General features: G+C 69.3%; 11 protein-coding genes. 9 read left to right on the top strand and 2 right to left on the bottom strand.

The window, feature by feature from the left end:
- The first annotated feature begins 422 nt into the window (after positions 1-422).
- The 3 genes from ACIQCZ_RS15470 (at position 423) to ACIQCZ_RS15460 (ending at position 3,162) form a co-directional block, all read left to right on the top strand.
- The gene (locus ACIQCZ_RS15470) at positions 423-1,112 is read left to right on the top strand and encodes a 4'-phosphopantetheinyl transferase (RefSeq protein WP_402282663.1); all 690 of its coding nucleotides are present in this window, start codon (positions 423-425) and stop codon (positions 1,110-1,112) included.
- Between the two features lie 210 nt (positions 1,113-1,322).
- Positions 1,323-2,444: a P1 family peptidase gene (locus tag ACIQCZ_RS15465; protein WP_402282662.1), complete on the top strand. Its 1,122-nt coding sequence runs from the start codon at positions 1,323-1,325 to the stop codon at positions 2,442-2,444.
- Positions 2,445-2,628: 184 nt separating this feature from the next.
- Positions 2,629-3,162, top strand: a complete 534-nt coding sequence (locus tag ACIQCZ_RS15460; protein ID WP_402282661.1) for a hypothetical protein — start codon at positions 2,629-2,631, stop codon at positions 3,160-3,162.
- A gap of 113 nt (positions 3,163-3,275) precedes the next feature.
- Here ACIQCZ_RS15460 and ACIQCZ_RS15455 read toward each other — a convergent pair whose 3' ends face one another.
- Together ACIQCZ_RS15455 and ACIQCZ_RS15450 are read right to left on the bottom strand one after the other, a co-directional pair.
- Entirely contained in the window at positions 3,276-4,112 is an 837-nt protein-coding gene (locus tag ACIQCZ_RS15455) for an acyl-CoA thioester hydrolase/BAAT C-terminal domain-containing protein (protein ID WP_402282660.1), read from the bottom strand.
- 118 nt (positions 4,113-4,230) lie between these two features.
- Positions 4,231-5,115 carry an SIS domain-containing protein gene (locus ACIQCZ_RS15450; protein WP_402282659.1) on the bottom strand — a complete coding sequence of 295 codons (885 nt, stop codon included), beginning with the start codon at positions 5,113-5,115 and terminating at the stop codon, positions 4,231-4,233.
- A gap of 185 nt (positions 5,116-5,300) precedes the next feature.
- Here ACIQCZ_RS15450 and ACIQCZ_RS15445 point away from each other — a divergent pair, with 185 nt between their 5' ends.
- The 6 genes from ACIQCZ_RS15445 (at position 5,301) to ACIQCZ_RS15420 (ending at position 12,871) form a co-directional block, all read left to right on the top strand.
- Positions 5,301-6,101: a DeoR/GlpR family DNA-binding transcription regulator gene (locus ACIQCZ_RS15445; protein ID WP_402282657.1), complete on the top strand. Its 801-nt coding sequence runs from the start codon at positions 5,301-5,303 to the stop codon at positions 6,099-6,101.
- A 491-nt stretch (positions 6,102-6,592) separates the two neighbouring features.
- Positions 6,593-7,603, top strand: coding sequence for an ABC transporter permease (locus ACIQCZ_RS15440; protein ID WP_376209981.1), 1,011 nt, complete (start codon positions 6,593-6,595; stop codon positions 7,601-7,603).
- Complete coding sequence (locus tag ACIQCZ_RS15435; RefSeq protein WP_351075059.1) at positions 7,600-8,559, top strand: carbohydrate ABC transporter permease; 960 nt, start codon at positions 7,600-7,602, stop codon at positions 8,557-8,559. Before ACIQCZ_RS15440 ends, ACIQCZ_RS15435 begins: the two co-directional genes overlap by 4 nt.
- 54 nt (positions 8,560-8,613) lie before the next feature.
- Positions 8,614-10,254, top strand: a complete 1,641-nt coding sequence (locus ACIQCZ_RS15430) for a hypothetical protein (RefSeq protein WP_402282655.1) — start codon at positions 8,614-8,616, stop codon at positions 10,252-10,254.
- Between the two features lie 105 nt (positions 10,255-10,359).
- Entirely contained in the window at positions 10,360-11,532 is a 1,173-nt protein-coding gene (locus ACIQCZ_RS15425) for a Gfo/Idh/MocA family protein (protein ID WP_391743346.1), read from the top strand.
- A 337-nt stretch (positions 11,533-11,869) separates the two neighbouring features.
- Positions 11,870-12,871, top strand: a complete 1,002-nt coding sequence (locus ACIQCZ_RS15420; protein WP_402282653.1) for an MBL fold metallo-hydrolase — start codon at positions 11,870-11,872, stop codon at positions 12,869-12,871.
- The last annotated feature ends 5 nt before the right edge of the window (positions 12,872-12,876 follow it).

Here is a 12,876-nt window from a genome sequence, read left to right as displayed (position 1 = left end):
TTTGCCTTTGCTTTACGCGCTCGGTCGAACGGGCTTCCGGGGGCGGCGGTGAGAGGGGTGCGCCGCCACGTTCGGGAGGGATGTGCTGCCGCGATCGGGAGGGCCGCTTCCGGTCGTGCGTCGTGCACCTCCTCCCGGCCTGCGGGGGTGCGTCGGCCGGGGCAATGGGTTTGCGGCCCGCGGTGGTCGGGGTGGGAGGCGCACCCTTCGGAACCCTTCTCCCGGATGTCTGTGGCATCGTCATCGAGCGGCACATCGAAGGGCGCGGGTCCGGTTCGTCATGAACTGGGACGATCTGGGTTGATTCCCTGCCGGAGGAAAATCGCCCGAAGCGCCGCCGACGCGTCAAGAACCCCGAATTCCTTGGGCAGGCTTCAGGGGCGACGTGGAGGATGGGACAGACCGGCGGTGCGAGGGAGAACATGATCGAGAAGATTCTGCCGTCCCAGGTGACCGTGGCCGAGGCGCTCTCCGATCCGCCCGACGCCTCGCTCTTCCCCGGTGAGGAAGAACTGATCCGCAATGCGGTGGAGTCCCGGCGCAAGGAGTTCACCACCGCACGGTGGTGCGCCCGGCGCGCGCTCGGTGAGCTCGGGCTCGCGCCCGGCCCCATCCTCAAGGGCGAACGCGGGGCGCCGATATGGCCGAGAGGCGTGGTCGGAAGCATGACCCATTGCGACGGCTACCGGGCCGCCGTGGTCGCCCGCCGGGCGGACGTTCTCACCGTCGGCATAGACGCCGAACCGCATGACCCCTTGCCTGACAGGGTGCTCGAGACCATCTCCCTCGCGACGGAGCGGCAGCGGGAACGCGAGCTGCGCGAGACCTCCCCCGAGATCCGCTGGGACCGGCTGTTGTTCAGTGCGAAGGAGAGCGTCTACAAGGCGTGGTTCCCGCTCACCCACCGCTGGCTCGGCTTCGAGCAGGCCGAGATAGTCCTCGGCAGGGACGGCACCTTCACCGCCGAACTGCTGATCTCCGCCACGGTGCCGGACCAGGTCGGCGGGTCGATTGCCGCCCCCACGGCCTTCCGTGGCCGCTGGCTGGTCGCGGACGGTCTCGTGGCGACCACGATCGCCGTGGCGAACGAGGCGGACGCACCCACCGGGTAGCCGAGCGGCCGGCGCCCCCACCACTGCGGTACAGGACGCGGCGGGCACACCCCGGGGTCACGCGTGAGGACGTCGCGAGAACGGTGACCGGTCACCCGACGCGCCGTCCGGGGCGAGGCCGGCGGGAGGTGCCGGCCGTGCCTCGTCGGACGCGTGGGTGTGCCCGTAATCTCTGACCGCATGAGCCAAGACCGCATGAGCCGACAAGGCATGAGCCAAGACCGCAAGCGTGCACGTGAGTTGGGTATACCGCTGACGGGGGAGCCGGGACCGTGGAACGCGATCACGGACGTGCCCGGTGTCGAGGTCGGGTACGTCACCCTCGTCGAGGGCGATGACGTGCGCACCGGGGTGACGGCGCTCCTGCCGCGCGGTCGCGACGGCGTGGGCACGCCCTGCGCGGCCGGCTGGCATTCCTTCAACGGCAACGGAGAGATGACCGGGACCACCTGGATCGAGGAGAGCGGCTCGCTCGCCGTTCCCGTGGTCATCACCAACACGTACGCGGTCGGACCGGTGCACCGGGGCGTGGTCGACTGGGTGCGCGTCAACTGCGGCGGCATGGCGCCGGAGTGGCTGCTGCCGGTGGTCACGGAGACCTGGGACGGCCACCTCAACGACATCCACGGCTCGGCCGTGGAGCCCCGCCACGCGGCGGCCGCGATCGAGGCCGCGGCCTCGGGTCCGGTCGATGAAGGGTGCGTCGGCGGCGGAACGGGCATGCGCTGCTACGGCTTCAAGGGCGGCTCGGGGACCGCTTCGAGGGTGGTGGAGTACGGCGAGGACCGGTACACCGTCGGCGTCTTCGTGCAGGCCAACTTCGGCGCGCGGAGCGAGCTGGTCGTGGCCGGCGTCCCGGTCGGGCGCGCGCTGTCCGATCCGGTCGAGGCACCCGCGGCCGAACCGGCGCCCGGTGGGGAACGCCCGGTGCCGCCCGGCGCGGGCTCGGTGATCGTGGTGGTGGCGACCGACGCGCCGTTGCTGCCGGGGCAGTGCAAGGCACTGGCCCGTCGGGTGACGCTGGGCCTCGCCCGCACCGGCACCACCGGCAGCCATTTCTCCGGTGATCTCTTCCTGGCCTTCTCCACGGCCAACCCGTCGGCGCTGACCAGTACGTTTCCCGAGAACGACGGCAGCGCACCGTACGAGTCGATGCGCTTCGTCCCCTGGGGCCGGATGGATCCCTTCTACGGGGCGGTGGTCGAGTCGGTCGAGGAGGCGGTGCTCAACGTGCTCACCGGCGCTGAATCGATGACCGGCCGGGACGGTCATCACGTCCCCGCGCTTCCGCTGGACCAGGTGACGGAGCTTCTGGCCGCGCGGGGACGATGACGCGGTTCTCGAAGCCGTGGCCGAAGGCGCGTTCCGAGAGGCGTGCCGAGACGCTTCCGGGTGCCTGATCGGGTGCCTGATCGGGTGCGTTCAAGGGTGCGTCAGGAGGTTCCCGCGAGGGGAGACGGGCACACGGCGCGGTGGTCACTGGTCTCGTACAGGTTCGTCGGCCATACTGCCCGCCGTGGAGCAGCGCATAGACCCCAACACTCAGCCCGGGTACGCCGCAGGGACAGACCCGGCGTACATCCCTGGTCTCACGGCCCCCGTCACTGCCGGAAAGCCTGGCACGAGCGAACCGGAGACGAGCCAGGAGCACACGGACGAGGAGCAGACAGAACGGACGGGGGAGCGGGCCCCCGGTGCCGTCGCCCCCGACGACGCCGTCGTCACGACCGTGTCCGAGGACGCGGCAGCCGACGACAAGGAGGCGGAGGAAGGCCCGGCATTCGAGGTGAGCGACCGTCGGGGATCGATCACCGCGGACCGTGGTGGCGTCACGTTCCGGCTGGACGACCAGGAGGCCGAGTTCGGCTGGGACGAGATCGGTGCGGTCGAGGTGAAGACCCCCCGGTTCGGCCGGCGGTTCACCGTCACGGTCCACATGTCGACCCGTCGATGGTTCAACGCCGAGGTCGAAGCACCCGTCAGGAGCGACCTCAAGCGCTGGGAGGAGGAACTCGACGCGGTCCTGGACGTCTACTTCGAGGAGTCCTGACCGGGTCGGCGCCGTTGGCGCGGCGCAGGGGGCCGGGATGTCCGCCGGCCCCCGCACGTCCGTGTCTCCGGCCTGACGCCCCGCCTGCTGTCCGCCCCGCGGCGGCATGCGTATCAGGCGCGGAGGGGGTGGCCGCCGCGCAGTGCGTCGAGTACGTGGGGCCAGGCATCCGTCCCGAGCGCCGCGTCCGCCGCGGGTGAACCTCCGTACAGGAACGAAGCGGAGACGGGAGCCGGACTCTCGCCCGGGAACCGTGGGCGGTGGCCCGCATCGGGGCTGCTGATCAGCCGTACCGGCAGGCCGGCCGTCCGGCGACGGGCGGCCAGTTCCTCGGCGCAGGGCAGCGAGGGCCACATCGCGTCGTCGCCGCCTGCGACGAGGACGAGGTCCGCGGCGGACTTCTCCACCGAGATCGTCGCCGCGTCGACGCGGTCGGCGAACGTCTGCCGGCTGCGTTCGTACCAGCCTCGGACGGCGACCGGAGCGCCCACCGGCCGCGGGGGCGTCGGCGCCCAGGAGTCGTCGAGCGGGACGAACGGCAGCGGCTCGCCACGCCATGTCCAGGAGGACCGTTGCGGGCGGGTCCGGCCGTCCCGGCCGGGACCGACGTTCGCCCAGGTCGTCGAAGTGGGAGAGAGCGCCACCACGGCGTCGATGCCGGGCAGCAGCACGGACAGGTGCAGGGCGGCTTCGGCTCCCTTGGACACGCCGAGGACACCGATCCGCCGGGCGCCACCCGCGCGGAGCAGCTCGATGGCGGGCGCGAAGGTCTCCAGCGGGACTTCACAGATGCCGGGCGGCTGCCCGAGCCCGCCGAACCAACGGATCGACAGGGCTGTCACGCCCTCCCGGGCCAGGATGCGGCACCGTTCGTCCTCGATGCGCCCGCTGGACCCGGCGAGGACGAGCACCGCCACTCCGCCGTCCCGGGCCGGGCGGTGCGCTGGCATGGCGAGAAACCCCTCGCGAACGCCCGGATGAGGGGCTCCGTGAGGGGTTTCGCGGGCACTCTCGCGAGCGCTCCCGCCCGGATCGCTGAACGCGCGCTCGACGATGTCCATCGGTCGGTCAGGCGTCCGCGAGCACCACCGAGCGGGTCAGGTGGCGCGGGTTGTCCGGGTCCAGGCCACGGGCGGCGGCGCGGGCGATCGCCAGACGCTGGACGCGCACCAGCTCGGCCAGCGGGTCCAGGTCGCTCTCCACCCAGCGGGCACCGGTCGCGAGCACCTGCTCGGCGAGGCCCTCGGGGGCGGAGCCGAACATCCAGGTCGCGGTGTTGGTGGTGGCGATGCTGATGGGGCCGTGGCGGTACTCCATCGCGGGGTACGCCTCCGTCCAGGACAGCGACGCCTCCTTCATCTTGAGCGCGGCCTCGTTGGCGAGCCCCGCCGTCCAGCCACGGCCGAGGAAGGTGAACTGGGCGCAGTCGAGCAGCCCTTCGGGCAGCGGCTCGGTCAGCGCGGTCTCCGCGTCGCGGACCACGGCGTCGGTGTGCAGACCGAGGTGGGCGCGGAGCAGGGTGAGCAGGGTGGTGGCGAACCGGGTCTGCACGACGGACTGCTCGTCGGCGAAGTCGAGCACGACGACATCGTCGGCGGACGTCATGACCGGAGTGTTCGGATCGGCGGTGATGGCCACGGTGCGGGTGTCACCACGGAGCCGGTCGAGCAGTTCCAGCACCTCGGTCGTGGTGCCCGAGCGGGTGAGGGCGACGACGCGGTCGTAGCCGCGTCCGAAGGGGAACTCCGAGGCGGCGAAGGCATCGGACTCGCCCTGACCGGACGCCTCGCGGAGCGCGGCGTAGGCCTGGGCCATGTAGAACGAGGTGCCGCAGCCGACGACCGCGATGCGCTCACCGGTGGCGGGCAGGGCGTCCGTCCGGGTCTGGGCCAGCTCGGCGGCGCGGCGCCAGCACTCTGGCTGACTGGCCGTCTCGATCTCGACAAATGACACTTTTGTACTCCGTATCCGTAGTGGGATGCTCGTTTGCGCACGGTATACGCGACCTGCGAGCATTATCAAGCATCCTCCTTGCAGGAGGCTTGACTGGGCGGAGCCTTGTGCGACCCTTGCGCGTGTCCGGTGACCGTACCCAAGGGGATGGGTGCCTGAAGCCCGGGTTCGTAAGGAGAGTTCTCTTGTCCAGGGATGCCCGGTGGAACGCGCTGCTGGAACTTGTCGGTAAGAACGGCCGGGTCGAGGTCGAGGATGCCGCCGTCACGCTGGATGTCTCGGCCGCGACCATCCGCCGCGACCTGGACCAGCTCGCCGAACAGCAGCTGCTCACGCGTACCCGCGGCGGCGCGGTCGCGCACGGTGTCAGTTACGAACTGGCCCTGCGCTACAAGACCGGCCGCCACGCCCCGGAGAAGCAGGCCATCGGCCGCGCCGTGTCCGAGCTGGTGGCGGTGGGCGAGGTGGTGGGGCTGACCGGGGGCACGACGCTGACCGAGGTGGCCCGCTCGCTGGCCGTGCGCTCCGACGTCGTCGGCGACACCGCGGCGGGGATGGGCGGTCACCCGACCCTGACCGTTGTCACCAATGCCCTCAACATCGCCAACGAGCTGGTGATCCGGCCACAGATCAAGATCGTGGTGACCGGCGGGGTGGCCAGGCCGCAGTCGTACGAGCTGACGGGGCCGCTCGCCAGTGGGGTGCTGGGCGAGATCACGCTGGACGTCGCCGTGCTGGGCGTCAACGCGATCGACACCGAGCGCGGCGCCTACGTCCACCACGAGGGTGAGGCCAGCATCAACCGGCTGCTCGCCGAGCAGGCGCAACGAGTGGTCGTGGCGGCCGACTCCTCGAAGATCGGCAAGCGGGCCTTCGCCAGGGTCTGCGATCTCGGGCAGGTCGACTTCCTGGTCACCGACAAGGGGATCACGCCCGAGGCGACCGCCCGCTTCACGGAGGCCGGCGTCACCGTCATCGCCGTCTGAAGCGCTCGTCCGCACGGCGGGCCGCCACCCATGAGGTGGCGGCCCGCCGTTTTTGTGTGCGTGCGGCCGAAGCCGGGCGGAGGCGGCGGGAGGGGCATGTCTGCGCCGACCGTGTCTGCTTGAGAATGTCGGTAGAGGTGATCTTCAGTGCATGATCGAGCACTCAGGATCACCTTCCGGTGGGAACCAGCCGTGCGGTCCAAGGCTCCTGATGGGCCGTTCGTCCGCACTTCTGTGCCGCTTCTGTGCCCTATATCGGGTCTTGTGCAGCCGCTCGGCGTGCGTCCCGGGCTCGCGGGGAAACTTTTTCTATGCCAATAGATGTTCGTTACCTCTGTGAAATGAACAACTCTTGCCATCCAGGTGCAGCGTCGTGAACTATGTGCCTGTTGCCGCGAAGGAGCGCAGGCCACACCCACGACGGTGCGGGCCGCCTCCGTGGATGCGCGGGACGCTCCCTTGGTCCATCAGCCCTGGAGGTGCCTGTGACGATGGCAGATGCGCCGGTCTCGGCCGTGCGGTCGCCTGTGCCGCAGCCCCATGACCGCGACGACGCGGATCGACCCGCCGGGAAGAAGCGCAAAGACATACGAATACGGCAGCCGCTCCGGCACCGTCTCAAGCGGGACAGAGCGCTGCTGCTCTTCTGCCTGCCGGGGGTGCTGTACTTCGCGCTCTTCTTCTACCTGCCGCTCGCGGGCAACGTCATCGCCTTCCAGGACTACCAGCCGTTCCTGGGCTTCAAGCAGAGCCCGTTCGTCGGGCTCGCGAACTTCACCGCGCTGCTCGCCGAACCGGACTTCTGGAGCGCGGTCTCCAACACCCTGCAGATCACCGCGATCCAGCTGCTGCTCTACTTCCCCGCGCCGATCGCGCTGGCACTGCTGCTCAACTCGCTCATCAGCGAGAAGATCAAGCGGTTCATCCAGACCGTCGTGTACCTCCCGCACTTCCTGTCCTGGGTCGTCGTGGTCGCGATGTTCAAGCAGGTGCTCGGTGGCGCGGGTTCGGTCACCACGCTCCTGATGGAGCACGGGGTCAACATCGGCAATGTGATGACGGACCCGGGCACCTTCAAGCTGCTGATCACCGCCCAGGCCATCTGGAAGGACTGCGGCTGGGGGACGATCATCTTCCTGGCGTCCATCGCCTCGATCGACATGGGGCAGTACGAGTCCGCCGCCATGGACGGGGCCGGCTGGCTGCGCAGGATCTGGCACATCACCCTGCCGGGCATCCGGCCGGTGATCCTCATGCTGCTGATCCTCCGCCTCGGCGACATCCTCTCGGTCGGCTTCGAGCAGATCATTCTGCAGCGCGACGCCGTCGGACCGGACGCCTCCGAAGTCATGGACACCTACGTCTACTTCCACGGCGTCATCGACGGCGACTGGGGGATGAGCACGGCCGCGGGTCTCATGAAGGGCGTCATCGGATTCGCCCTCATCCTCGCCGCCAACAAGCTGGCCCACCGCTTCGGTGAGCAGGGAGTGTACCGATGAGTCAGCAGACCCTTGCGTCACGGCTGCGAACCGCCCGCTTCGGCCCCCGTGGCGGCGAGCGCCGCGGAGCCTCCTCCGGCCGCCCGCCGTGGATGGAGCGGCCCCACTGGTACGGGCAGGGCGCCAAGGCGGCCGCACTGGTCGTCCTGACCGTGATCGTGCTCTATCCGTTCGTCCTCGCCATCGGCACCAGCCTCGCGGGACGCGAGGAGCTCAATGCCAACGGCGGTTACGTCCTGCTGCCCAAGCACCCGACGCTGGAGGCCTACCGGGTCATCCTCTCCGGCGGAGTGGTCACCCAGGCCGCCCTGGTCTCCATCTGCATCACGCTGATCGGCACCGCGCTGAGCCTGGCGTGCACGGTGATGATCGCGTACGGAACCTCACGTCCCGGTACCGTCCTCGGCAAGCCGATCCTCCTGCTGGTGCTGGGCACGTTCCTCTTCGCGCCGGGCATCATCCCCACGTACCTGGCCGTCCAGCAGTTCAAGATGCTCGACACCTACGCGGCGCTGATCCTTCCCGTACTGCTCAACGCGTTCAACATCGTGGTCGTGCGCTCGTTCTTCCAGAGCATTCCCGAGGAGCTGTACGACGCCGCGCGGATCGACGGCGCGGGTGAGCTGACCGTGCTCCTGCGAATCGTCCTTCCGCTCTCCAAGGCGGTCCTCGCCGTGGTCGGCCTCTTCTACGCGGTCGGCTACTGGAACAGCTTCTTCAACGCGGTGCTCTACCTCAACGACTCCAGCAAGTTCCCCATCCAGGTGATCCTGCGCAGTTACGTCCTCAACGGCCAGAGCATCAACGCACAGGCCATGGGCGTCCACGCGGTGCCGCCCGCGACCTCCTTGCAGATGGCCGTACTGATCATCGCCATCGTGCCCATCTTCTGCGTCTACCCCTTCCTGCAGAAGTTCTTCGTCAAGGGCGTCCTCACCGGGGCGATCAAGGGCTGATCCGCCCGCCCGGACATCGCCCCACGCACTTCACACACTTCAAGGAGCACCCCCATGTCCACCAACTTGTCCAGGCGCGGTTTCATGGGCGCGGCGGGGATCGCCGGCCTGACCGTGGCCGGTCTGACGTCCCTGACCGCGTGCGGCAGCGGCGCCACCGTCAGCAAGGGCGGGGCCAAGGCGTCCGCCAAGCTGAAGCTCCCGACGTACGTCGCCGCGCAGACCGCTCCGGCCGACCTCGCGGGCAACGCGGCCGGGCTGGACGCCACGTATCTGCGCTACCCGAAGAAGCTCACCAGGTCCGTGGCCAAGGCGCCCGGCGACGGCAGCCGCATCACGGCCCTCACCGAGACGTTCACCACGCCCGCGCCGCCGCAGGCCAAGAACGCCTACTGGCAGGAGCTGAACAAGCGTCTCGGGGCGCGGTTCGACATGACGATCGTCGTCGACCAGGGCGTCGACGCCTACCTCACCAAGTTCAACGCCATGATGGCGAGCGGTGACATCCCCGACCTGGTCTGGTTTCCCCCGAACCAGGGCATCCAGCGTGTGCCCGAACTGCTCGACGCCAAGTTCCACGACCTCACGCCGTATCTGTCCGGTGACGCGGTCAAGGCCTACCCCAACCTGGCGAACCTGCCGACCACCGCCTGGAAGACCGCCGTGATCAACGGCAAGATCCGCGGCGTCACCGTCGCCTACGGCTCCATGGGCCAGGTCTACGTCGTCAACGAGGACTTCTGGAAGCCGGTCGGCGGATCCGAGTTCACCAGCGCCGAGGACTTTCTCGCCAAGGGCAAGGAGCTTCTCGACGCGAAGCGCAACAAGTACGTCCTGGAGCCGGTGTACGTGAACCATGTCGGCATGTTCGGCCAGTGGTTCGGCGCGCCCGCGAGCTGGCGGCTGGAGGGCGGCAAGCTCACCCACATGTACGAGACCGAGGAGTACCAGGAGGCCCTGGCGTTCGGCGTCAAGGTGGCCAAGGCCGGTCTCTTCTGGCCCGACCCCAACCTCTCCACCACCATGGAGAAGATGGCGCAAGGCTCGCTGGGCGCCTACGTGCAGTCCTTCCCCAGCTTCCTCGTGGACGTCAAGACGTACGACTTCCCGTTCGGTGTCATCGTGCCCTTCGCCGCCAAGCCCGGCGCGAACCCGCGGTACACCATGGGATACGGCTCCGTCGGCTACACCGCCATCAGCAAGAAGGCCGACGACAAGCGGGTCAAGATGCTGCTGGGCGTGCTCGACTACCTGGCCGCGCCCTTCGGCACCGAGGAGCGGCTCTTCCTCGACAACGGCATCGAGGGCAAGCACTTCACCCGTACGTCCGCCGGTGACGTCGAGCTCACCGACAAGGGCAACGCCGAAGCGGTCACCACCGCCATGCCGCTCGCCTTCCTGGCCGCCGGTCCCGAGTACATCTACCTGCCCGGCAAGGCGGAGCTGGCCGGCCGGATCCACGGCTGGCAGCAGGAGCTCCTCAAGATCAACCAGTCCAGCCCGGTCAGCGGCCACTTCTCCGACACGTACACCGGCAAGGGCGCCTCGCTCACCACGGCGATGAGCGACGTCCAGAAGGACATCATCGCGGGCCGCAAGCCGATCTCCGCCTACAAGGAGGAGCTGCGCAAGTGGCGCTCCGGCGGCGGTGACAAGATGCGCGCCGAGTACGAGGCCTCGCTCGCCGGTAAGTAGTCCCGGCCGCACCACCGCGGACGGAGCCGCACCCACCGGCAGGGACCCGTCCGTTCCACCGCCGCGCACACGCCCGCACCACCAGCACAGACAGAAGGGACCACCGTGTCAGACCTGCGACTCGGCGTCATCGGGCTCGGCCTGCGCCGTTCCATCGCGATGTCCGCCCACCACCCCTCGGAGGGTTCGGCGATCACCGCCGTCTGCGACCTCGACCCCGAGGTGCGCCGACGTGAGGCCGAGCGCTTCGGCACCGATGTCGCGGTCGAGGACTACAAGGAGCTCCTCGACCGGGACGACCTCGACGCGGTCATCGTCGCCACACCGGACGACACCCACGAGACCATCGCCATCGACGCCCTCCGGGCCGGCAAGGCGGTCTTCGTCGAGAAGCCGCTCGGCATCACCGTCGAGAGCTGCGACAACGTCCTGCGCGCCGCGTACGAGACCGGAACCCGGTTGTACGTCGGGCACAACATGCGCCACATGGGCGTCGTGCGGCTGATGCGCGACATCATCGCCCGCGGCGACATCGGCGAGCCCAAGGCCGTGTGGGTGCGGCACTTCGTCGGCTACGGCGGTGACTACTACTTCAAGGACTGGCACGCCGACCGGACCCGCACCACCGGCCTGCTGCTCCAGAAGGCCGCCCACGACATCGACGTCCTGCACTGGCTGGCCGGCGGCTACACCCGCCGCGTCAACGCGCTCGGCGACCTCCTGGTCTACGGCGACCTGCCGCGCCGCGAGCCCGACACCCCGCGCCCGGCGAACTGGCTGCGCGAGTTCGACTGGCCGCCGACGGCCCGTAAGGACCTGCACCACATCGTGGACGTCGAGGACGTCTCGGTGATGAACATGCAGCTCGACAACGGCGTCGTGGCCGCCTACCAGCAGTGCCACTTCACCCCGGACTACTGGCGGAACTACACCGTCATCGGCACCGAGGGCCGACTGGAGAACTTCGGTGACGGCCCCGGTGACGAGGTCAAGGTCTGGAACACCGGTCCCAGTGGATACCGCGGCGACGCCGACATCACCTACCGGGTGCCGGACGCCGGCGGTTCGCACGGCGGCGGGGACACCAGGATCATGGAGGAGTTCTGCCGGTTCGTGCGTGAGGGGGGCGTCACCGACACCTCGCCGGTCGCCGCCCGGATGAGCGTCGCCGCAGGTGTGCTCGCGACGCGATCCCTGCGCGAGGGCGGTGCGCCGTACGACGTGCCGGCCCTCGACCCGGAGCTGATCGCCTACTTCGAACGCGGCCAGGTCCGCTGACGGGCGCGGCAGGAGACGTTTCGGGACCTCCGGCGACAGCGCTCTCGGGCGCCACCGCCGGAGGTCCTGATGCGATTGTTTTCGGCCATGCTCGGTGGGTAATCGGCGCATTCTCGTTTGACGGGACCCCGGAAGATGGCCAGGGCAGTGAGAGGTGATCCTGGGTGAATTGGTGGTGTTCATCCGTAAGGTGCCTTGAACGCGTGCGGGGTGCTGGTCTCGCAGGGTCACCGAGTCGCCGGTGTCGAGTGGCATGAGCGGCGATTTCACGCCAATGAGGCCTTGTGGTGGCCGAGTTCGAACGCATGGCCGGATCGCGGTCGGCATAATCGCGTCCATGTCGATCACCGGTGGAGACGTCGTTGACCTGGGACGGGGCCTGTACGCATGGCTCCCGCCGAAACGGGGCTGGGGGCTGGCGAACTGCGGTCTGCTCGTCTCGCCCCGTGGCGCCCTCTGGATCGACACCCCTTACGACACCATGTTGGCCGGCCAGTTCCTGGCCGAGTCCGTGAAGCGGCTGCCCGACGGTGTCTCCATCGACCGGGTGATCGTCACGCACGCGAACGGTGACCATTTCTGGGGGGCGGGCGTGCTCCCCGACGCGGAGATCATCGCGACCCGCGAGGCCCGGGAACACATCCACTACGAGCCCACCCCGCAGCAGCAGCACGCTCTCGTCGTCGGCGGGGACCGGGCCACCGCGCTCGGGGCCTACCTCGGACGTCACTTCGGCCCCTTCGACTGGTCGCGGACCGAGCCGGTGCAGCCGACCACCTATTTCACCGGGGAGCTCGAACTGACCCTGGGGGAGTACCCGGTCCAGCTCTCCGCCCTGCCGTCCGCGCACACCACCGGCGACCTGATGGTCCATCTGCCCGCGCAGCGCGCCGTGTTCAGCGGGGACATCATCTTCTCCTCCACACCGGACCGGCCCGGCGACCACCCCGTGCACTGGGCGGGACCGCTGAGCAATGTGATCGCGGCCTGCGAGCGGATCCTGGCCACCGGCGCCGAGATCATCGTGCCGGGACACGGACCCGTCCTCGACCCGGCCGGGGTACGCGATCACATCGTGTACCTGGAGTACGTGCGTGAGCGCGCCCACGCCTTCCACGCGGCCGGGGTTCCCGCGCTCGAGGCGGCCCGCCGGGTCATCGGGGAGGGACGCCACCCGGAGCTCGGGCTCCCCGAACGGCTGGTGGTGACCATCGGCACCGAGTACCGGCAGCTCGACGACACCGAACTGCCCGGAGTGCTCCAGGTGATGACCGATGTCGCCGTGCTCGCCCAGGAGATGGAACAGTCCCGTGAGCCGGCCGGTCCGGCGGAGCAGTAACGGCC

The organism is Streptomyces sp. NPDC093149 (genome assembly GCF_044754145.1).
In the GTDB taxonomy this organism is placed as follows: Bacteria; Actinomycetota; Actinomycetes; order Streptomycetales; family Streptomycetaceae; genus Streptomyces.
The sequence above is the reverse complement of the archived record's forward strand: the minus strand, read 5'-3'. Positions and strand labels throughout refer to the sequence as shown.

Excerpts from the sequence above, each read along its gene's own strand:
- ACIQCZ_RS15470 (WP_402282663.1), top strand. The coding sequence starts at position 423 with ATGATCGAGAAGATTCTGCCGTCCCAGGTGACCGTGGCCGAGGCGCTC.
- ACIQCZ_RS15465 (WP_402282662.1), top strand. The coding sequence starts at position 1,323 with ATGAGCCAAGACCGCAAGCGTGCACGTGAGTTGGGTATACCGCTGACG.
- ACIQCZ_RS15455 (WP_402282660.1), bottom strand. The coding sequence starts at position 4,112 with ATGCCAGCGCACCGCCCGGCCCGGGACGGCGGAGTGGCGGTGCTCGTC.
- ACIQCZ_RS15440 (WP_376209981.1), top strand. The coding sequence starts at position 6,593 with ATGGCAGATGCGCCGGTCTCGGCCGTGCGGTCGCCTGTGCCGCAGCCC.
- ACIQCZ_RS15435 (WP_351075059.1), top strand. The coding sequence starts at position 7,600 with ATGAGTCAGCAGACCCTTGCGTCACGGCTGCGAACCGCCCGCTTCGGC.
- ACIQCZ_RS15430 (WP_402282655.1), top strand. The coding sequence starts at position 8,614 with ATGTCCACCAACTTGTCCAGGCGCGGTTTCATGGGCGCGGCGGGGATC.
- ACIQCZ_RS15420 (WP_402282653.1), top strand. The coding sequence starts at position 11,870 with ATGTCGATCACCGGTGGAGACGTCGTTGACCTGGGACGGGGCCTGTAC.